This is a genomic window from Pseudoalteromonas arctica A 37-1-2 (assembly GCF_000238395.3).
In the GTDB taxonomy this organism is placed as follows: Bacteria; Pseudomonadota; Gammaproteobacteria; order Enterobacterales; family Alteromonadaceae; genus Pseudoalteromonas; species Pseudoalteromonas arctica.
The window spans coordinates 13,350-34,767 of the sequence record NZ_CP011025.1; the positions used below are offsets into that span (position 1 = coordinate 13,350).

Here is a 21,418-nt window from a genome sequence, read left to right on the forward strand (position 1 = left end):
TTAACCTTCCACCTTATAGAAAACACGACCTTCTTCGGCCCACTTGCGAGTTTGCTCAGATACTTGGTAAATCGCACCTAGGTGAGCGTATTTGTCTGCTGCTGCAACAAAGTTAGCTAAACCAGTTTGATCTAAGTAACGGAACGCGCCGCCTCTAAATGGAGGGAAACCAACACCGTAAACTAATGCCATATCTGCTTCTTGCGGAGAGGCAACAATGCCTTCTTGCAAACACAGTAGCACTTCGTTAATCATTGGAATCATACAACGGTCGATGATTTCTTGTTTATCAAATTCTTTTGGTGCGTCTGTAATTGGGCTTAGTAGCTCAACTGCTGTCTCGTCATGAGACTTTTTAAGACGACCGCGACGATCTGTTTCGTATTTGTAAAAACCGGCTTTGTTCTTTTGACCAAAACGTTTTTCGTTGGCAAAAATAGTCACTGGGTCTTTATCAGCACGCGCCATACGCTCAGGGAAACCGTCAGCCATTACGCCAGTACAATGGAATGCTGTATCAATACCTACAACATCAAGTAAGTAAGCCGGACCCATAGGCCAGCCAAATACGTTTTCCATTACTTTATCTACTTTTGCAAAGTTAGCGCCTTCAACCACTAATTTGCTAAAACCTGCAAAGTAAGGGAATAAAACACGGTTTACAAAAAAGCCTGGGCAATCGTTAACAACAATTGGCGATTTACCTAATTTAAGTGCGTAATCAACTACTGCATTAATTGTTTTATCTGAGGTTTTTGCGCCACGGATAATTTCTACTAATGGCATTTTTGGCACAGGGTTGAAAAAGTGCATACCACAGAAGTTTTCTGGCTTATCTAGCGCTTGTGCTAGTAAATCAATACAAATAGTTGATGTGTTTGAAGTAAGTACCGTGCCTTCTGGCATGGTCTTTTCAAGATCAGCGAGTACTGCTTGCTTAACTTTAGGGTTTTCTACAACGGCTTCAACAATAATGTTGGCACTTTGTAGGTCTGACGCGTTAAGTGTTGGCTTAATTTTGCTAAGTGTTGCCAACATTTTTTCCATTGGCATGTGGCCACGCTTAACTTTTGCACCTAATAACTTAGACGCTTCACCCATACCTAAATCAAGCGCATCTTGTTGGATGTCTTTCATTATAATAGGTGTGCCTTTATAAGCAGACTGGTATGCAATACCGCCACCCATAATACCAGCACCTAATACAGCGGCTTGTTTAATTTCTACATCGCTTTGTTTAGCAAATTTACGTGCTTTACCTTTAATGTATTGGTCAGCTAGGAATATACCTGTCTGTGCAGCTGCTTCAGGTGTACGTGCTAATTTAGCAAAGTTAGCGTTTTCGATTGCCATCGCTTCATCGCGAGTACAGTTTGCCGCTGCTTTAATAGTACGTACAGCCATAACCGGTGCAGGATAGTGGCCTTTGGTTTTACCCATTACCATACCTTCTGCCATAGCAAAGCTCATGCCTTGCTCAACACGGTTTAATTTAAGTGGCTGTAGTTTTACGTTACGTTTTGCTTGCCAATCTAGCTTGCCAGAAATCGCTAGCTCAAGTGTTGATACACTTGACTCTAAAAGTTTGTCAGCACTAACTACCGCGTCAAACGCGCCTACTTTAAGGGCATCTGCTGCGCGGTTTTCTGCGCCTGAGGTAATCCACATCATCGCGTTATCGGCGCCAATGATACGTGGTAAGCGCACTGTGCCACCAAAACCAGGTATTATGCCAAGTTTAACTTCTGGTAGGCCCATTTTAGCTGTTTCGCTTGCCACACGATAATCGGTAGCAAGTGCCCACTCACAACCACCGCCAAGTGCCATACCGTTTATAGCGCTTAGAGTTGGGAATGGTAAATCTTCGATTGCATCAAAAACGTCGGTTGCGTTTTTGATCCACACTACTAATTCTTCTTCAGGTTTAGTAAATGTAGGTAAAAATTCGAAGATATCGGCACCAATAATAAAGTGGTCTTTATCACTGGTAAAAATCATGCCTTTGATATCAGTATTGGCAGCTAATTCTTTTAATGCTGCTGCGCAATCTGAAAGAGTTTTTTGAGATAATGTGTTTACAGAACCTGCAACACAAAACTTAAACTCGGCGATGTTTTCCTTTAGGAAGCTAACTTCAAAGGAATCGCTTTTATATAACATTATTATTCTCCCTAGTTGACGAACTAAGACTGGTACGATGAGTTTGCATTTCAATCAGTGTGCTTGCTTTAAATTAAAAATGCAACGAAAAATTTAACTCGGTTACAATCGACTGGTTAAAATATAGCTGGTTTGGTGCTAAGGTGGTTGAAAAGTTTTTATTCACTACTTTAATTTTTATTAAAGGACATTATGAAAAAATATTTACTAAGTGTTGCGGCAGCTGCATTCATTTTCCCTCTTCACTCTGCCGAGGCAAGTATCGATAACGATGCCTTTTTAGATGCCGAAAAAAAAGTAAGGTACGGAAGTTACCAAGACTTTAAACAAGCGGTTAGTAACCTAAATCATCCGTTAAAACCGTATGTTGAAAAAACATATTGGCAACGTCACCCGAGTATTAAGCATCAGGCAGAGATAGAAGACTATTTAAATATATATCAGCATACACCGCTTGAGTGGCCTGTGCGCAAAGCGTGGTTGGAGTATTTAAAAGAGAACAATGAAAAAGCGGCGTATATACGCAACTACCGTGAAACTTCTAATACTGGGCTTACCTGTACTTATTTAGATTTTCAGCTCGACTTGGGCGCGCCTGAAAAGGCGATTCTAAATCAGGTGACCGACTTATGGGCCGTTGGTAAATCGCAACCTAATGGCTGTGATAGTTTGTTTTCTACGTGGCGTAAAAAAGGCTACATGAAAGAAGAAACTGTTTGGAAGCGTGTAACACTTGCTGCACAAGGCGGGACGCAAAGCTTATTACCTTACTTAAAAACTTTATTGCCAAGTAAGGATCGTTACTTAGCTGATTTATACTTAAAAGTGCGAAAAGATCCAAGCACGGCAGCTGGATTATATCGATATAAAAATAAGTCGGCTAAAGAAGGCCAAATAGCAATTTATGGTGTTAAACGCTTGGTTTGGCGCGATAAAGAGCTTGCTTTAAAAGCATGGGAAAAACTAGAAAAAATATTTAAGTATAGTGATGAAGATAAAGCTGACGTGTATTACACCTTTGCGTTGTCACTTGCTTCAAGCGGGCATAAGCAAGCGAGCTTTTGGCTAAATAAAGTGCCGAAAGAGCGATTAGACAGCAAGCTTACTCAATGGCAACTGGGCAATATGCTCAAAACCCAAGATTGGGAAGGGATTGCTGCGTTTTTTACAGGTAAAGAGGATTTAAGCCTTGGCCAGCAATATTGGTTAGCTTATAGCTATGCTAAACGTGGCGAGCAACAAAAAGCAGACGATATTTGGAAAAAAGTAGCGGCTAATCGTGATTATTACGGCTTTTTAGCAGCAGCACGTTTAGGGTTGCCCGTTGATTTAAATAATCAACCTTTAGCAGTCGATAAGGTGCTTGTAGATAAAGTAAGTAATGCACCTGGCTTTAAGCGTGCAAAAGCACTTTATGATATTGAGCGCTTTACGTCGGCGCGCCGTGAGTGGAATTATTTAACGGGTACGTCTAGCGATGAAGAAAAGCTAGCAGCATCACAACTATCTACCGATTTAGGTTGGCACGACAGTACTATTTTTACTTTAGCAAAAATTAAAGCATGGGATAACGTAGAGCAACGTTTTCCGTTTGCGTTTCAAGATGTTTTTGAGCGCTACAGTAAACGTAGCAAGATAGATGTTGCCTGGAGTATTGCTATTGCAAGGCGCGAAAGCTCTTTTGCGCCAGATGCACGCTCGCATGCTAATGCGCGTGGTTTAATGCAGTTATTACCTAGTACTGCTGAGTATGTAAATAAAGGCAGTGTGACAAGTAGTCGTTTATATCAACCTAAAACAAATATTAGGTTAGGTACTAGTTACTTACAGTACTTAAAAAAGAAAAACCATGGCAATGAGGTGCTGGCAACAGCTTCTTATAATGCGGGTTATCACCGTATAAAGCGTTGGTTACCTGATGACGCTATTCCGGCTGAGTTATGGGTAGAGCTTATTCCGTATCGCGAAACCCGCGATTACGTAAAAAATGTATTTGCGTACAGGCAGGTTTACCATACAAGAATGGGCCGAGAAGGTAATGTATTAGCGCCGCTACTCGAAATGAAAATGGGCGGTTGAATATATGATACCAATCGACCAATAACTTAACACGATAGGTATAGGTATTAATAAGGGGGATGTTTACGTGTTAAATATCCCCCTTTTTTGAGCGCTTAGTGTTTAAGTGGTAGACTCAGAGCAAGTTAAATTTAACAGATGGATTAACAATGGATAAATTAGCCGTTTTATACGCCGAACATATTGCAACACTGCAACAGCGTACTCGTACAATTTGTAATAGCGAAGGGTTAGAAGGATTAGTAATTCATTCAGGCCAAGCTAAGCGCCAGTTTTTAGATGATATGTATTATCCATTTAAAGTTAATCCACAGTTTAAAGCGTGGTTACCGGTTATTGATAATCCTCATTGCTGGATTGTGGTAAATGGCAGCGACAAACCAAAACTAATATTTTATCGACCAGTTGATTTTTGGCATAAAGTGCCAGATGAGCCTCGTGACTTTTGGGCTGAGTACTTTGATATAGAGCTACTACTTCAGCCTGATCAAGTAGAAAAGTTATTACCATACGATAAAGCTAAATATGCTTACATGGGCGAATATATTGAAGTAGCGCAAGCACTTGGTTTTAGTATTATGAACCCTGAGCCTGTACTTAACTATTTTCATTACCACCGCGCTTATAAAACGCAGTACGAACTTGAATGTTTACGCAACGCTAACCGCATTGCAGTAGATGGGCATAAAGCTGCTCGCGACACATTCTTTAATGGTGGTAGCGAGTTCGATATTCAGCAAGCGTACTTAATGGCAACACGTCAAAGCGAAAATGAAATGCCATATGGCAATATTGTTGCGCTTAACGAAAACTGCGCTATTTTGCACTACACGCACTTTGATCCAAAAGCGCCACACACTCATAACTCATTTTTAATTGATGCCGGTGCAAACTTTAATGGTTATGCCGCTGATATTACTCGTACGTATGATTTTAAAAAGCAGGGTGAGTTTGCTGAGCTTGTACAAGCGATGACGGTTCAACAAATCGAGTTAGGTAAAGGTTTAAAGCCGGGTATGCTTTATGGTGATTTACACGTTGAATGCCATAACCGTATTGCACAAATACTCAGTGACTTTAAAATTGTTAACCTACCCGCTGAGGAAATTGTTGAGCGTAAAATTACCTCTACTTTCTTCCCGCATGGACTAGGGCATCACCTAGGTTTACAAGTGCATGATATGGGTGGTTTTATGAGTGACGAAAAGGGCACACATCAGCCATCGCCTGAAGGGCATCCGTTCTTGCGTTGTACTCGCCTGATTGAAAAAAACCAAGTGTTTACCATTGAGCCAGGCTTATATTTTATTGATTCACTGCTTGGTGATTTAGCGCAAACCGATAATAAGCAGTTTATTAATTGGGAAAAGATTGAGTCATTTAAACCATTTGGCGGTATTCGTATTGAAGACAACATTATTGTTCACGAAGATAGCTTAGAGAATATGACACGAGATTTAGCGCTCGATTAATTCTAGTTAACACTAATTAGTTTATACACGTTAAAATACGTACATTATTTAAAGGGGCCTTTTGGCCCCCTTTTTACAAGTTTAAAATATGCCTGAATATAAATATCCCGCTGCTGACGTTTTTCATCAAGAAGAAATTAAAAAAAGTACGTTTATAGTTCACATTGCACATACCCCCGATTTAAATTCAGCTAAAGCATTTATTAAAAGCATTGAAGAAAAGTATAGCGATGCGCGTCATAACTGCTGGGCATATGTGGCAGGCAACCCCGGTGGCAGCCATGTTTATGGTTTTTCGGACGATGGTGAACCAAATGGCACTGCAGGAAAACCTATGTTAAATGTGCTGGTGGGTTCAGGCCTTGGCGAAATCACAGCTGTAGTCACACGTTACTTTGGCGGAATAAAATTAGGCACGGGCGGATTAGTACGTGCTTATGGTGGCTCATTAAATAATGCATTAGTAAAATTGCAAACGGTACTTAAAGTTCCCAGTGTTGAAATTACAGGGAGTAGCGGGTACAGCATGCAAGGTGCGATTGAGCAGTTATTAAAAACAAAGTATCAAGTGCTTAATATTGATAAGCAATTTACTGCTAATATTGAATGGGTGATTACAATAGATAGCCGCGAAGCTCAGCAAGCAATCAAAGATATTTTTGATTTAAGTCACGGCGCAGTTGAGTTAACTATTAAAGAGTAATAACCTACACAAATTGCATGTAATGCATACTGACCCGATTTAATTTGGTTGATACTACTCAGCCTGAATTTACTAATAATAAAAGCGACAAGCTAAATGCAATTTCGTACCATCATAAAAATTCTTGGCCAACTTGTTGCGCTGTTTAGTATTACCATGGTGCCTCCGGCACTGGTGTCTTTAATATATAAAGACGGTGGTGGTGTTCCTTTTGTTTTAGCATTTATCTTTAGTGTTGTTATTGGCATGATGGCTTATTACCCAAACCGCCATGAAAACGGTGACTTAAAAGCACGTGAAGGCTTTTTAATTGTTGTTTTGTTTTGGCTGGTACTTGGGGCGTTTGCGTCCTTGCCGCTTATATTTTTACAAGAACCTAATTTATCGCTCGCCGATGCGGTGTTTGAAGCATTCTCTGGCTTAACAACCACAGGCGCTACAGTACTTACCGGTATTGAGTACTTACCCAAGTCGGTGTTGTTTTATCGCCAGCAACTCCAGTGGTTTGGCGGTATGGGTATAATCGTACTCGCTGTCGCTATACTCCCCATGCTAGGTGTTGGTGGTATGCAGTTATATCGCGCTGAAATACCTGGGCCTGTAAAAGATTCCAAAATGACCCCGCGAATTGCCGATACAGCAAAGCACCTTTGGTATATTTATGTGTCACTGACTATTGCTTGTATGCTGGCTTATTGGGCAGCCGGGATGGAGTGGTTTGATGCGATATGTCATGCATTCTCAACGGTAGCGATAGGTGGTTTTTCTACTTACGATGCTTCTATGGGGCACTTTGACAGCCCTGTAATTAACTTTATTTGTGTGTTCTTTTTAATTATTGCTGCTGTTAACTTCTCCCTGCATTACGCTGCAGTAGCCAGTCGTAACATACAAGTTTATATTCGAGACCCTGAGTTTAAGGTGTTTTTGTGTATTCAGTTAGCGCTGGTGGTTATTTGTTTTACCGTGCTTTCCTCTAACGAAATATTTGCCAATGGCGATGAAACCCTCGATCAGGCGTTATTTCAGGCTATTTCTATGAGTACAACAGCAGGCTTTGCTACTGATAACTTTTCAACATGGCCTTTGTTTTTACCTATTTTACTTATATTTTCGAGTTTTATTGGTGGCTGTGCAGGCTCTACCGGTGGTGGCATGAAAGTAGTGCGCGTGTTCTTACTTTACTTGCAGGGTGTGCGTGAGCTTAATCGTTTGGTGCACCCACGGGCTATATATTCAATCAAGCTGGGTCGTAAGGCGTTGCCAGACAAAGTAGTAGAAGCCGTGTGGGGATTTTTCTCTGCCTATGCGTTGGTGTTTATTATTATTATGTTAGCGCTTATGGGCACGGGTATGGATAACATAACTGCGTTCTCAGCCACTGCGGCTTGTTTAAATAACTTAGGTCCAGGTCTGGGGGATGTAGCGTCGCATTATGGCGCTATAACCGATGGTGCTAAATGGTTGCTTACCATTGCAATGGTGTTTGGTCGCCTAGAAATATTTACTTTATTAGTGTTATTTACGCCTACTTTTTGGCGTGGATAAACGAGCGGCTTAAGTTTTAAATTACGAACTATTGGGAAAGGGATATGCCAACAAATTTAGAAAAGCTAAAGCATATAAGTGTAGGCAGCTTAGTCGACCTAGAAATATTAACACCTACAAGCAGTAAGCGTGTTAAAACTGAATTAGTTGGTTTACTCGATAAACAGTTTATTATTTTAAATTATCCCAATGCAAAGCGTTTACCTGCGGCGAGTGACTATTTACGTGATGGCGTAATGGTTGTTGTAAGAGCGCTTATTGAAGGTAGTGGTGGGCAAGTTATTGCGTTTCGCCAGCAAATTATGTCGGTAGCCTCTCATCCCGCTAAACTCGTGTTTATAAACTTTCCAAAGCAAGTGCAGTTATTTGCGCTACGCTCACAAACACGCATACCTACCTTATTACCTGCAAAGCTAAAGCTAAGTGACGATAGGGTACTTGAAGGCCTTATTAAAGACATTTCACTCACTGGTGTAATGTTTGATATTAGAGGCGATCAGCAAGTTGAAAGTATTAAAGATATGCAATGCACTGTCGTACTTAATAGCAGTGATAAAGATTTTGAAGGTGAAATTTGCAGTGTTAAAGAGCATGCCGCAGGTGTGCACTGTGGAATTAAGCTACTAGCAAGCGAGGATGAAATGAAAGCCTTTATGAAAGAGCATTTTATAGACCCTTCTGCGCTTGAGCCTACCGTTGAATAAATAGGTTTTCGCTTATTTGCAACAAAAAGGCATTTTATGTCAGTATTTATAAAATGTTTTTTTTCTCTTTCATAATTAAAATTATTATTCAAATAAAACAACTGATTACGTATTATTTTTTACAGCTTATTTTTTGTTATTAAAGCTTCCTCGTTAAAATTTATCTCAATTATTCTTAAATCCGTCCTTTTAAAACCATACATTTAAAAATGTATCTTTTTATATAAACATAACTATATGTTTTTAATGGTTTTAATGTAGACCCTTTAAAACGTGTTGCTAAAGGGCAACAATAATTATTCTAAAAACGCCTTCTTGTTGTACGTTTTGAATTTAACTCATTGAAAATTATTAACTTTTAAATGTTGGCATCTAAGTTGTAATAGTCTAAGTGTACTGAACGAAATCGTGATTCAAAGTGAAATACTTAATCGCACACACATAAATTTGAAGGATACATATTATGAAAAGCATTAATAAAACTTTAGCACTTATCGCTATTGCATCTTCTTCAGCCGCTTTTGCTGCAACAGATTTTGACACACTGGATGTAGACGGCAGTGGCACAATTAGCCAAGCAGAAGCATCAGTTGATGCAAAGCTAATGAGCATGTTTTCTGAGCTTGATACTGACCAAAATGGTGAGTTATCAAAAGAAGAATTTTCAGAAGCTTAATTAAAAAGTATTTATCCTGAGTTGCCAAAGACACCTAAGTAGGCAAGGGAGCTTACGAAAGAGGATAACAAGGAAGTGAAAAATTACGTTTTAAGTTAAACGAAGCAATTTTTTTGATAGAACATTGAAGGATTAAGTTATGAAACATTTAAATAAAGCATTAGCACTTATAGTACTAGCATCTTCTTCCGCTGCATTTGCAGCATCAGATTTTGACAGCCTTGATATCGATGGTAGCGGCACAATTAGCCCAAGCGAAGCGGCAGTCGATACAGATTTAATGGCTGAATTTATTGAGCTAGATACCGACGGTAGCGGCGAGCTTTCTAAAGAAGAATTCGCTAATTACTAATTACTAATTAATCTTTTCAGATTAAACATTTTTCACAGTCAGGGATCTTTGAAAAGGACTTCCCATATTACTAGGAATATTATTATGAAAACATTAAATACAACGCTTGCAGTTATCGTTTTAGCATCTTCATCAGCAGCATATGCCGCAGTAGATTTTGCCTCTTTTGATGCAGATGGTAACGGTGCTATTACAATGGAAGAAGCAAAGGTTAACCCTCAGCTTGTAAAGATTTTTGATGATTTGGATACTGATGGTAATGGTGAAATCTCTAAAGAAGAGTTTTCAAAAGTACAGTAATCAATATTTAAGCATACTCCATTAAAGCCGCCTTAGTCAGCGGCTTTTTTGTGTATTAAATTAACTAATTAGAGTAACAAGTTAAAGGAATATAGCACTTACTTGGAATAGTTTTTCTACAACGGTAATGTGTTTTTTGTCGATTAAAAACATGATGACATGATCGCCCGACATAATAATTGTATCATCGTGAGCTATCAGCACATCGTCATTACGTACTATTGCCCCAATAGTTGTACCTGCAGGAAGTTTTATGTCGGCAATCGCACGACCAACCACTTTAGATGTGTTTTCATCACCATGAGCAACGGCTTCAATGGCTTCTGCTGCGCCTTTACGCAGTGAATACACGTTAACAATATCACCACGGCGTACGTGCGTTAATAACGCTGATATAGTTGCTTGTTGTGGCGATATGGCAATGTCTATTTCGCCGCCTTGTACCAAATCAACGTAAGCACCACGTTGAATAAGTACCATGGTTTTTTGTGCGCCCATACGTTTTGCAAGCATGGCCGACATAATGTTTGCTTCATCGTCGTTGGTTACGGCAATAAATACATCGACTTGTTCAATATGCTCTTCTGAGAGCAGTTCTTGATCAGATGCGTCACCACAAAAAACGACCGTGTTATCGAGCATTTCTGAGAGTTGCTCGGCACGTTCTTTACTGCGTTCAATTAGTTTAACGGTGTGATTTTTTTCAAGTGAGCGGGCAAGGCCAGCCCCAATGTTACCGCCACCAGCTATCATAATTTTTTTATACGAACGTTCAAGTTTTTGTAGCTCGTTCATTACTGCGCGTATATGTTTTGTAGCGGCAATAAAGAATACTTCGTCATCGGCTTCAATAACGGTGGTACCCAATGGTTTTATTGCTTTACCTTGACGATAAATAGCAGCAACACGAGTCTCTACATTAGGGATGTGTTCTTTAAGTGCAGATAACGCATAACCTACAAGCAAACCGCCATAGTAAGCTTTTACGGCCACTAACGAGAGCATACCATCGGCAAACTGCAATACCTGCAAAGCACCAGGGTAGTCAATTAAACGGCGAATATACTTAGTGACCAGTGCTTCGGGAGCAATGTAATGGTCGATTGGTAAATCATCGTTTTGAAATAGTTTTTCACGGTATTTTAAATATTGCTCCGAGCGAATACGGGCAATTTTAGTGGGCGTTTTAAAAATACTGTACGCCACTTGGCATGCAACCATGTTCACTTCATCTGAACTGGTTACCGCTATAATCATATCGGCATCTTCAGCGCCTGCACGGCGTAATACATCAGGATGCGCACTGTGGCCCATAACCCCTTGTAAGTCGTACTTATCTTGAAGTTCACGTAATCGGTTACCGTCTATATCAACAACGGTAATTTCGTTTTGTTCGCCAACTAAGTTTTCAGCAAGCGTAGCACCAACTTGCCCGGCACCGAGTATAATTATTTTCATTATTTACCCGTGGTATTGATCATAATTTAATTAAAAAAATAGCCATTTAATGTTTCATAAATGGCTAACTATTTAGTGTACGGCTATTAGGCTTTTTTAACTAGCTTAGCGTAATAAAATCCATCACTTTCACCGGGCAGTAACTGCAAACCTGGAGTTGTTACGGTATCATTTTCGTGTAGAGGTATATGTTCTACATCATCGTTATTAGCTAAAAACTTAGCAACTTGCTGTTGGTTTTCTTGTGGAAGAACCGAACACGTAGCATATACCAATGTGCCACCTGGTTTTAACAGTGGCCAAATGCTATCAAGAATATCGTTTTGTAACTTAGATAAGTCTTCGATATCTGATGCGCGACGTAACCATTTTATATCAGGGTGACGGCGAATTACACCAGTGGCTGAACAAGGCACATCAAGCAAAATACGATCAAATAATTTTTCGTCCCACCAAGTATGTGGTTGTGAGGCATCGCCACATTGTAGGTCTGCACCTAAGCCAATACGAGTTAAGTTTTGCTTAACGCGTTCAAGGCGAGTTGAGTCGCTATCAAGTGCAAGTACATCAGCATCAGCAAGCTCTAATATATGACACGTTTTTCCGCCAGGTGCTGCACAGGCATCTAAAATATAGTCATCTGCTTTAGGTTCTAAAAAGCGGGCTGCCAACTGTGCTGCAGCATCTTGTACTGAACATGCACCTGTATCAAACTCAGGCAACGAAAATACATCACGTGGTTTGGCAAGCTTAATCCCATCAATAAAGTCAGGGTTTAAGGTGTGTTCAATATCGTTAGCGCTAAGCATTTCGCTGTACTCTTGCGTGCTAAATTGTGCTTGATTTACACGAAGCCACATTGGCGCTTGTTGCTGGTTTTCTTCAAGTAGTGCTTCCCAGCTATCTGGGTAGGCTGTTTGCACCTGTTTAATAAACCAATTTGGATGGTTGTATAAACATACCGGAATAAGCTTCGCTTTTTCTTCAAGCTCTGCTTGTTGGCGCTGAAAACTACGTAAAATGGCGTTTATCAGCCCTTTTAATCCTAAAGCGCGCAGTTGAGCCAGTGCGTTTACAGTTTCTGAAATTGCAGCATGTGGTGGTACGCGCATATGCTGCAGTTGATAAATACCTACATATAATAAAAACTGAAATATTCTACGTTTACCTTTTAATGGCTGCTCTACTAAGTGTTGGCAGTAATTTTCAAGGCTCGGTAAGTAGCGTAAAACGCCATAACAAATTTGCTGTAGCAACGCTTTATCTTTAGGCGGCAAGCCTTGGCTTGCAAATGGAAGTTCTTGATTAAGCGATGCGCCTTTATCAACTACGTTATATAAAGTTTCAGCGGCCAGCGCTCGTACGTTTGGAACATTACTCATTGTTTTCGCCTAATATTGTGCCAGGGGTAACCCAGTCACTACGACCATTTAAAAAGTCGTTAATTGCCATTGGTTTTTTACCTTGCGGCTGTAATTGCGTAATACATAAAGCGTGTTCGCCACACGCCACTACTACGCCATTCTTATCGCTTGATAAAATTTGCCCAGGATCACCTGATTGCAGCACAACCTGCGCTTGATAAATTTTTACTGTTTGCCCACCCATTTGGGTAAAGCACACTGGCCATGGATTAAAAGAGCGAATGTTTCGCTCAATTTGCAGTGCACTCATTGACCAATCGATATTAGCTTCCTCTTTAGAAAGCTTTTTAGCGTAGTTAGCAAGTTCATCATTTTGAGGTTCAGGGGTGATCTCGCCATTAGCTAATTTATTAATGGTTTCAATTAACGCGTCTGGACCTAGCTCAGCAAGCTTTGTATATAAACTAGCGCTAGTTTCTGTCGTGCTAATAGGGCAGCGACTTATATGTAACATATCGCCGGTATCTAGCCCTTCATCCATTTGCATTATTGTTACGCCGGTTTGCTCATCACCTGCCCAAATTGCGCGTTGAATCGGTGCAGCGCCGCGCCAGCGCGGTAATATAGAGCCATGCACATTTAAACAACCCAAACGTGGGGCTTCTAATATAGCTTTAGGTAAGATTAAGCCATACGCTACAACAATCATAATGTCGGCATTTAAGCTTGTTAGCTCTGCTAGTGCTTCATCATTTTTTAATGACTGTGGCTGAAAAACCGGTAAGTTGTGCTCAAGCGCTAGCGCTTTCACTTCACTGGCTTTTAATTTTTTACCACGACCTGCAGGGCGATCTGGCTGGCTATATACACCCACTATTTGGTGTTCGCTTTGTATCAGCGCTTGTAAATGACGTGCTGCAAAGTCCGGCGTACCGGCAAATATAATGCGTAATGGTTGAGTCACTGAGTTTTCCTAAGGTACTTATTACTAATCTGCAAATTTAGCTTCTTTTTCAAGCTTTTTACGAATACGTTGGCGCTTTAATGGAGATAAGTAATCAATGAACAGCTTACCTTGAAGGTGATCTAGTTCGTGTTGAATACAAATAGCCAGTAATTCATCTGCATCTAGTACAAACTCTTCACCGTTTTCGTTAAGTGCAGCGACTGTTACTGTTTCAGCGCGGTCTACTTTTGCATACGAGTTAGGTACTGATAAACAGCCTTCTTCGCTAACGGTAGAGCCGTCTTTTTTAATGATTTGTGGATTAATTAATACCAGTGGCTCGTCGCGCTCTTCTGATACATCAATAACAACGATTCGTTGATGAATATCTACTTGCGTGGCCGCAAGTCCAATGCCATTTTCATCGTACATTGTCTCTAGCATGTCTTTTACAATTTGGCGTACTGTGTCGTCAACTTGTGCAACATCTTTTGCTATAGTACGTAAACGTTCATCTGGAAATCTTAAAACTTCTAACCTAGCCATAGTTACCTTTTTCACTTGTGCTTAATTTAGGGTATTGTATGCTCTTATTTTAGCCATTCGCGTTCACCTTTAACAGGTTTTGGGCAATAATAATGAAAAAACAATACAAGGAAGCTCAATGAAATCTCCATTACTTGCAATCATGCTTACGTTAAGTGCTGCGTTCCCCGCAATTGCTGACGTGCTTAAAATAAAAAAAGATGCACCAAAACAGTATGTTGTAAAAAAAGGCGATACACTTTGGGATATTTCTGGCATCTATTTAGATGAGCCTTGGCTATGGCCTGAACTTTGGCAAATGAATCCACAAATTGACAACCCGCACCTAATTTACCCCGGTGATGCATTAGCGCTGATATACGATGCAGATGGAAACCCACGTTTAGTGATTAATAAAGGATATAGAAAGCTATCTCCTCAGGGTCGTATTACACCAAAAGGGCGTAATGCTATTACTACTTTGCCGCTTGAAATGATCAAACCGTATATCAGTTACGAGCAAGCAATGAATAGTGACGATATTAAAGGCAAACCTTATATTTTAGGTGCTAACGAAAATACTAAAACACAAACGTTAGGCCATATTTTATATGTTAAAGGCGACTTACAAGTACATAAGGCATATGCCATTTACCATAAAGGTGATCCTTACACTGATTTAACCGGTGAAGTGTTAGCAACGCGTGCATCTTACGTGGGTATCGCACGTGCGTTTAGAGCGGGTGATGAACACAATGGTGTGCCTTCGTCATTACGTGTTGAGTCTGTTAAACGAGAAATTCAGCAAGGCGATTTTTTAATGCCGGCAATGGAAGGTCAAATGCTTCCTGCGTACTTTAATATTCACCGTCCTTCTGAGCCCGTAACAGGGAATATTATTGCTTCCCCACGACAAGTTAGAGAATTCAGCACAATGGATGTTGTAGTGCTAAACTTAGGCAGTGAACAAAACATAGAAGCGGGTCATGTATTAGATCTAGAACGTCAATCACCAACGGTTATTGATGGTCCTCGTGGCCCTCGTTACCCAGAAGATTCTAGTAAATACGAGAAGCTTTTATCTGATGTGAGCCAATTATTTGGTGATGAGTCTGACGAAGAGAGCACAACGTGGACTATGCCTAAAGAAAAAGTTGGCGAGCTAATTGTCTTTAAAGTGTATGACAAAATAAGTTATGCATTAATAACTAAAAACCAGCACCCAATTCGCATTGGAGATATTGCAGTTATTCATTAAGAAGTAGCGAGTCGGTGCTCTAGGAGAGAGCATGGATCAGTCATCTGGCAAGCTAGCCCACTGGCTTGCCTTTTATATGTGTAAAGGGTTGGGTATCAAAACCCTTTTAGCACTATCTACAAATTATTCCCTTGGGTCGTTATTCGACTTACCTCATGACAAGCTTTTACAGCTTGGATTAACCGCTAATCAGGCGAGTAATTTACTCAATACCAATTGGCAACAAGTCAGTCATTATGAGCAATTAATTGCGCAGCAGGGCATTACCGTTGTCTGTATTTTTGATGCGCTTTATCCAGAAGATCTCCGACAGATTGCCAGTGCACCTTTATTACTATTTTGTAGGGGAGATGTCTCGTTATTATCTACTCCACAAATTGCAATTGTAGGGAGTCGTAATGCCACACCTACTGGGCTTGAAATAGCATCAGAATTTGCATACGAGTTAACTTTAGCGGGTATTACAGTTACCTCAGGTATGGCACGGGGAATAGATGGAGCAGCACATAAGGGCTCTCTTGCTGGTACGGGTAAAACCATAGCGGTGCTTGGTACTGGGGTTGATATTTACTATCCTAAACGCCATAAACTATTAACAGACCAAGTTTTAGAAAGCGGCCTGTTGGTGAGTGAGTTTTTACCAGGGGCAGCTGCTCATGCGCATAACTTTCCGCGCCGAAATCGTATTATTTCTGGGTTATCGTTGGGAGTGCTTATTGTTGAGGCTGAAATTAAAAGCGGTTCGTTAATTACAGTACGTTATGCGCTTGAACAAAATAAAGAAGTATTTGCAGTACCGGGTTCTATTAAAAACCCGTTAGCGCAGGCAAGTCACTTTTTAATAAAGCAAGGTGCTAAGCTGGTAGAAAACGTGGCTGACATTCTTGATGAGGTGAGTTTTACTTACGACAATAATGTATGTAACAAAGAGCAGCCTATTCAGGCAAATTCTCAATGCGAGGTTTTAAATAGTATTGGCTTTGAAGTAACCAGCGTAGACGACATTGTACGTCGTGCGCAGTGGCCAATAGACAAAGTGCTCGCTAGGTTGCTCGATTTAGAATTAGACGATCAGATTGAGCGAGTGTTAGATGGTTATATTAAGTTGAGCGCAGGAAGGTAATATGTTTGATATTCTTTTATATCTTTTTGAAAATTACATTCATAGCGAAGCGGATATATTTGCAGAGCAAAATGAATTAACCGATGAGCTACTGCGCGCGGGCTTTAATAAGCCTGAGATATTTAAAGCTCTCGATTGGTTAGAGCAACTCGCCGATTTACAACACAGTGACGAGTCTCCTTATCTTATTACTAACCCTAAAGATGCTGTGCGTATATTTACCGATAGTGAATGCCAAAGGCTCAGTGCTGAGTGTCGTGGCTTTTTAATGTTTATTGAGCAAATAGGCGTAATTAACAATGTAACTCGTGAGATGGTAATGGACTGTTTAGCCTCACTAGATAAACCAACCATAAGCCTAGAAGATTTAAAATGGATTGTACTTATGATTTTGTTTAATGTTCCTGGCTCTGAAGAGGCATATGAGCAAATGGAAGATTTGATTTTTGATGAACCCAGCGAACTTCTTCATTAGAGATAATTATCTTAATTGTACTCAAATTACTTAAACGGATAAGCACGGCATTGCTTGTATCTTTAAGTGGTTTGGGTATATTAGGCGAAAATTCACCAACCTATTAGGATCACCATGAGTAAAATCGACCATTCGCTTTTCTCGGCGAACAAGCACGCCCTCGAAAAAGAATACGAGATATGCCCACAGTGTGGTTCAGAGTTAGTGATCCGCAATAGTAAATCAGGCCCTTTTTTAGGATGCGCAAGTTATCCCAAATGCGATTTTATTAGGCCGTTGGCACATCACGATAGTAACGAAATTAAAGTTCTTGAAGATTCAGCATGCCCGCAGTGCAGCAAACCGCTGGTGGTTAAAAATGGGCGCTACGGTATGTTTATTGGGTGTACGGGATATCCAGAGTGCCATTACATTGCTAACGAAAATGAAGAAAAACAAAGCGAAGACACTTTGCCAAGTTGCCCTAAATGCAAAAAAGGTCATTTAGTCGCGCGCAGTAATAAATTTGGTAAAGTATTTTATTCTTGTGATTGCTATCCAAGTTGTAAATACACACTTAATAATAAACCGGTTGAACACCCGTGTCCTGAATGTAACTGGCCTATCGTCATAGAGAGAAATATGGCAAACGGCACATTATTGCAATGCCCACAAAAAAGCTGCATGCATAAGCTCACCCCAACTGAATAACGTTTAATTATATCTGGAGACTACTTTGTCAGACCTTTCAAATACGCCCACTGCAATAACATGCTTAACGCAAGGCGAAGTTATTTTATACCCAACAGAAGCTGTATATGGTTTAGGTTGTGATCCAGATAATCAACAAGCCGTTGAGGCACTATTAGCTATTAAGCAGCGCCCGGTTGAAAAAGGACTTATTTTAATTGCTGATAACTACGGACAATTATTAAAATACGTAGATGATGCAAAAATACCAATGGATAAACGAGCTGATATTTTTTCGAGTTGGCCTGCTGCAATTACATGGGTTATGCCTGCATCTAAAAATACGCCTAAATGGCTCACAGGGCAGTTTGATACCATTGCAGTAAGAGTAACAAACCATCCAACAGTAAAACGTTTGTGCCAAGAGTTTGGTAAGCCACTAGTATCAACTAGTGCAAACTTAACCGGTCAAGAAACGGTAATTAGTATTGAGCAAGCTAAAGCGCAATTTGCAGAACAAGTTGGCTTTTACGTTGATGAGGCGTTAGGTGGTAATACTCAACCAAGCACAATAAAAGATGCCATGACTGGAAAAATATTTAGAGGTTAATATGCAAAGTGAATTATTAGATCAAGTAAAAGCATACTTTATGGCTTTGCAAGACACTATTTGCAAAGGTTTGGAGGCTGCAGATGGCAGTGCTAAATTTATAGAAGATAACTGGCAGCGAGCAGAAGGCGGTGGTGGTCGTACACGTGTAACCACAAATGGCGCTGTAATAGAGCAAGGCGGAGTTAATTACTCACACGTATTTGGCGCTTCAATGCCAGGCTCTGCAACAGCACACAGGCCAGAGCTTGCAGGGCGCAGCTTTCATGCGTGTGGTGTGTCGTTAGTTATTCATCCTAAAAACCCTCATGTACCAACAAGTCATGCCAATGTGCGCTTTTTTATAGCCGAAAAAGAAGGCGAAGAGCCAATATGGTGGTTTGGTGGCGGATTTGATCTCACTCCTTTTTATCCAGTATTAGAAGACGTACAGCATTGGCATCAAGTTGCTCACGACATTTGTGCGCCATTTGGTAGTGAAGTTTATCCAAAATATAAAACATGGTGCGACGAGTATTTTTATTTAAAGCACAGAGACGAGACGCGCGGAGTAGGCGGTTTGTTTTTTGACGATTTAAACGAACTTGGTTTTGAAAAGAGTTTTGCGTTTATGCAATCGGTGGGTAATGGATTTTTAGATGCCTATTTACCTATTATTGAACGTCGTAAAAATGATGAATACACAGAGCAACAACGTGATTTTCAGCTTTATCGGCGCGGACGTTATGTAGAGTTTAATTTAGTATGGGATAGAGGCACTTTATTTGGATTACAAAGTGGCGGGCGCACTGAGTCTATATTAATGTCTATGCCACCACTTGCACGCTGGGAATATAACTATAAACCAGAGCCAAGTAGCCCAGAAGCTAACCTATATCAGTATTACTTACGCCCGCAAGAGTGGTTAACTAGTCAACCAAGTGAGTTGATAGCCAGAGAGTGGCAACTATAACAATTACACAGTAATCAAAAAGGCGCTAATTAGCTGTCTCTTGATCACAAGTCTGACTCAAGAGATTTTGCTAAATCGTAGCCTTCCAGGATGGCTTGTAACTTAAGCCATCCTTGCCATAACACTTTCACAGATGCACGCCCTGTGCGCTTGGTATCTTTCCAGCCTCCTAACTTTGCCAGTTCCTGATACGCCCATGACATATTTGGAGCAGTTTCAGGCAATGGTGTTTTTATTCTCTTTAACCACAATAACTTCCATGCTTTGGGAGATAACAGTTGTTCACAACTTGGAGAATCAGGCTGCTCATTGGTGAACTTTAGTTGCAATATTCGCGTCGCAATAAAGCCATTAATCGTCACCAATCTTTCCATGTTATCTTGGCTTTGAAGGCGTAAACTTTCGATATCCGTACCATCACTTTTCCAGACTTTATGGTATTCCTCTACAAGCCAACGGTGCTCATAGTAGGTGATGATAGCTAAAGCGTCTTCTTTGCTGGTGACTGGTTCACTGGTTAATAGGTGCCAGCTTAAGCCGTTCTCAGCGTTTCCTCGCTCTGCACAGCCGACATAGTAAACTGGGAGGGAGTGTCCTTTCTTATTGTAAGGCGCTTTGAGTGTCACTGGCGCATAGGTGATATCCAGTGTTGCGCTTCGGGCTTTTCTTCCTCCTTTTTGTGCAATGTGGATGTGTTTGGTGCCTGCACTCATCAGCTCGCTTGCAAACGCATAGAGCTTATCCTCACCTTCTTCAATATGACGACTTTGCATCGAGCGTACGACGAATCGTTGCTGCTCGCTCAGTTTATACTGCAAGTATTCGTAGATGTCCGCTTCGCGGTCACACACCGATATCACGTTCGCCATTTGTCCTTGCAGCCGCTCTGCCATCGCTCGTGACGCTGACTCCCACTTGTAACTTTCTTTTTCTTCGTAAGAAGTCGTCGCGTGTTTTTCTCTTTTTCCAATCGTGTTGATATCACGACTCCAGCGAGACTGTTCAATTAATCCCACAACTTGCTTTGTGTCTGGCGCAAACAGTAATACGCTATGAGCTAACAAGCCTCGTTGTTTTGCTCCTCGTCCGACATGACCCAAATCATCTCGAATGGAGGAATGTTTATAAATTAGTGTGGTCGTGTCTTCTAATGCGAGTAATAAGTTATGACTTTTTGCTTGTTCAACCGTGGCTTTAAAGCCTGACTCTGCTATAGCCGTTGCGTCAATATTCTCGTTGCGAATAAAGCGGTAGGCACCTTCCATATCGGCGGGGGATTGAGTGATGTTCACAAGTGGTTTTCCTGGTTCATTTGCAAGCGTTGATGCTAACTTTACCAGACGCGCTGTTCTTCTTGGATCACCTAAGTCCGATTTACCGAATTGTTGTTTTGCCCAATGAGTATGTTCGTTAATCATAATGTGCCCTCAAACAAGATTTGAAGATCTGATCATGACATTGAGATTTAGTTCAAAAAAATCCCCGCTAATTTCTTAGCAGGGATTTGTGTATAAGAGACAGCTAATTAGCGCCTTTTTGCATTGTGGCTAAATACAAATTTAATGCTGATTGATCATGTGCGTTGCTAGTTGAGAGAATGATTGCTTTAAGCCTTCACGTAACAACGGATTGTCTATTTCTATATCCAGCGTTTTATTCATGCAGTACATCCATTGATCGCGCAATGCTTTATCCACAGTAAAAGGCATATGCCTTTTACGCAGCATTGGCTGGCCATGTTTTTCAGTAAATAGGTTTGGCCCGCCTAACCAACCAGATAAAAATTCAAAAAATACTTGGCGAATTCGATCTAATGGCAGAGGATGCATATCATATAACGGTTTAGCGTATTCATCTGACTCCATTATGTCGTAGAATCGGTTGGAAATAGCACGCGCCCCTTTCTCTCCACCTATTATTTCATACGGTGTTTTTTCAGGAGTAGGAGCCTGTTGCTCAGGAGCTGGCTTAGATTTAGAAAAAAGTCGTTTAATCATATTACTTATCATCGTTAATAGGCAGTATATAGCTGCAAAGAGGTTGC

21 protein-coding genes are annotated in these 21,418 nt (G+C 40.6%); 14 read left to right on the forward strand and 7 right to left on the reverse strand.

All coding sequences use genetic code 11. The annotated features are described in order from the left end of the window. On the reverse strand, positions 1 to 2,160 hold the full coding sequence (gene fadB / locus PARC_RS00055) for a fatty acid oxidation complex subunit alpha FadB (protein ID WP_010555154.1): 2,160 nt from the start codon (positions 2,158 to 2,160) through the stop codon (positions 1 to 3). A gap of 192 nt (positions 2,161 to 2,352) precedes the next feature. On the opposite strand from fadB, the gene PARC_RS00060 reads away from it, so the two are divergent. The 8 genes from PARC_RS00060 to PARC_RS00095 all read left to right on the forward strand — a co-directional run bounded on the left by PARC_RS00060 (position 2,353) and on the right by PARC_RS00095 (position 9,994). Then, a complete protein-coding gene (locus PARC_RS00060; RefSeq protein ID WP_010555155.1) occupies positions 2,353 to 4,239 on the forward strand; it encodes a transglycosylase SLT domain-containing protein in 1,887 nt (628 codons plus the stop codon). Between the two features lie 149 nt (positions 4,240 to 4,388). Next, positions 4,389 to 5,711: a Xaa-Pro dipeptidase gene (pepQ, locus tag PARC_RS00065; RefSeq protein ID WP_008171989.1), complete on the forward strand. Its 1,323-nt coding sequence runs from the start codon at positions 4,389 to 4,391 to the stop codon at positions 5,709 to 5,711. Between the two features lie 88 nt (positions 5,712 to 5,799). After that, positions 5,800 to 6,414, forward strand: coding sequence for a YigZ family protein (locus PARC_RS00070; RefSeq protein WP_010555156.1), 615 nt, complete (start codon positions 5,800 to 5,802; stop codon positions 6,412 to 6,414). Positions 6,415 to 6,510: 96 nt separating this feature from the next. Beyond that, entirely contained in the window at positions 6,511 to 7,962 is a 1,452-nt protein-coding gene (locus PARC_RS00075) for a TrkH family potassium uptake protein (RefSeq protein WP_010555157.1), read from the forward strand. Positions 7,963 to 8,006: 44 nt separating this feature from the next. Beyond that, positions 8,007 to 8,666: a flagellar brake domain-containing protein gene (locus PARC_RS00080; RefSeq protein ID WP_007584185.1), complete on the forward strand. Its 660-nt coding sequence runs from the start codon at positions 8,007 to 8,009 to the stop codon at positions 8,664 to 8,666. Positions 8,667 to 9,129: 463 nt separating this feature from the next. Further along, entirely contained in the window at positions 9,130 to 9,342 is a 213-nt protein-coding gene (locus tag PARC_RS00085) for an EF-hand domain-containing protein (protein WP_004335175.1), read from the forward strand. Positions 9,343 to 9,481: 139 nt separating this feature from the next. Continuing rightward, on the forward strand, positions 9,482 to 9,694 hold the full coding sequence (locus tag PARC_RS00090) for an EF-hand domain-containing protein (RefSeq protein WP_004335174.1): 213 nt from the start codon (positions 9,482 to 9,484) through the stop codon (positions 9,692 to 9,694). 84 nt (positions 9,695 to 9,778) lie between these two features. Continuing rightward, complete coding sequence (locus PARC_RS00095) at positions 9,779 to 9,994, forward strand: EF-hand domain-containing protein (RefSeq protein ID WP_007584177.1); 216 nt, start codon at positions 9,779 to 9,781, stop codon at positions 9,992 to 9,994. Positions 9,995 to 10,075: 81 nt separating this feature from the next. Here the strand turns inward: PARC_RS00095 and trkA are convergent, their stop codons facing one another. The 4 genes from trkA to def all read right to left on the reverse strand — a co-directional run bounded on the left by trkA (position 10,076) and on the right by def (position 14,308). Then, entirely contained in the window at positions 10,076 to 11,452 is a 1,377-nt protein-coding gene (trkA, locus tag PARC_RS00100; RefSeq protein ID WP_004335170.1) for a Trk system potassium transporter TrkA, read from the reverse strand. 86 nt (positions 11,453 to 11,538) lie between these two features. After that, the gene (gene rsmB / locus PARC_RS00105) at positions 11,539 to 12,834 is read right to left on the reverse strand and encodes a 16S rRNA (cytosine(967)-C(5))-methyltransferase RsmB (RefSeq protein ID WP_007584175.1); all 1,296 of its coding nucleotides are present in this window, start codon (positions 12,832 to 12,834) and stop codon (positions 11,539 to 11,541) included. Then, positions 12,827 to 13,780 carry a methionyl-tRNA formyltransferase gene (gene fmt / locus PARC_RS00110; protein WP_010555158.1) on the reverse strand — a complete coding sequence of 318 codons (954 nt, stop codon included), beginning with the start codon at positions 13,778 to 13,780 and terminating at the stop codon, positions 12,827 to 12,829. The genes rsmB and fmt overlap by 8 nt, the downstream gene beginning before the upstream one ends. A gap of 24 nt (positions 13,781 to 13,804) precedes the next feature. Beyond that, on the reverse strand, positions 13,805 to 14,308 hold the full coding sequence (gene def, locus PARC_RS00115) for a peptide deformylase (protein WP_007584168.1): 504 nt from the start codon (positions 14,306 to 14,308) through the stop codon (positions 13,805 to 13,807). A 118-nt stretch (positions 14,309 to 14,426) separates the two neighbouring features. Between def and PARC_RS00120 the strand changes: the two genes are divergently transcribed. From PARC_RS00120 to hemF, 6 genes are all read left to right on the forward strand, one after another. Further along, positions 14,427 to 15,545 carry a LysM peptidoglycan-binding domain-containing protein gene (locus PARC_RS00120; RefSeq protein ID WP_010555159.1) on the forward strand — a complete coding sequence of 373 codons (1,119 nt, stop codon included), beginning with the start codon at positions 14,427 to 14,429 and terminating at the stop codon, positions 15,543 to 15,545. Between the two features lie 31 nt (positions 15,546 to 15,576). Continuing rightward, positions 15,577 to 16,668 carry a DNA-processing protein DprA gene (dprA, locus tag PARC_RS00125; protein ID WP_010555160.1) on the forward strand — a complete coding sequence of 364 codons (1,092 nt, stop codon included), beginning with the start codon at positions 15,577 to 15,579 and terminating at the stop codon, positions 16,666 to 16,668. A gap of 1 nt (position 16,669) precedes the next feature. Next, entirely contained in the window at positions 16,670 to 17,143 is a 474-nt protein-coding gene (locus PARC_RS00130) for a DUF494 family protein (RefSeq protein ID WP_010555161.1), read from the forward strand. 114 nt (positions 17,144 to 17,257) lie between these two features. After that, positions 17,258 to 17,833 (forward strand): DNA topoisomerase family protein, encoded by a 576-nt coding sequence (locus PARC_RS00135; RefSeq protein ID WP_010555162.1) that lies wholly within the window; start codon positions 17,258 to 17,260, stop codon positions 17,831 to 17,833. A gap of 25 nt (positions 17,834 to 17,858) precedes the next feature. Continuing rightward, the gene (gene tsaC / locus PARC_RS00140) at positions 17,859 to 18,422 is read left to right on the forward strand and encodes an L-threonylcarbamoyladenylate synthase type 1 TsaC (protein WP_010555163.1); all 564 of its coding nucleotides are present in this window, start codon (positions 17,859 to 17,861) and stop codon (positions 18,420 to 18,422) included. Between the two features lies 1 nt (position 18,423). Further along, entirely contained in the window at positions 18,424 to 19,374 is a 951-nt protein-coding gene (hemF, locus tag PARC_RS00145; RefSeq protein ID WP_010555164.1) for an oxygen-dependent coproporphyrinogen oxidase, read from the forward strand. 44 nt (positions 19,375 to 19,418) lie between these two features. Here hemF and PARC_RS00150 read toward each other — a convergent pair whose 3' ends face one another. Both PARC_RS00150 and PARC_RS00155 read right to left on the reverse strand, forming a co-directional pair. Then, on the reverse strand, positions 19,419 to 20,792 hold the full coding sequence (locus PARC_RS00150) for an IS4 family transposase (protein WP_096058041.1): 1,374 nt from the start codon (positions 20,790 to 20,792) through the stop codon (positions 19,419 to 19,421). Positions 20,793 to 20,933: 141 nt separating this feature from the next. Continuing rightward, entirely contained in the window at positions 20,934 to 21,371 is a 438-nt protein-coding gene (locus PARC_RS00155; RefSeq protein WP_004335148.1) for a group II truncated hemoglobin, read from the reverse strand. Positions 21,372 to 21,418 lie beyond the last annotated feature (47 nt).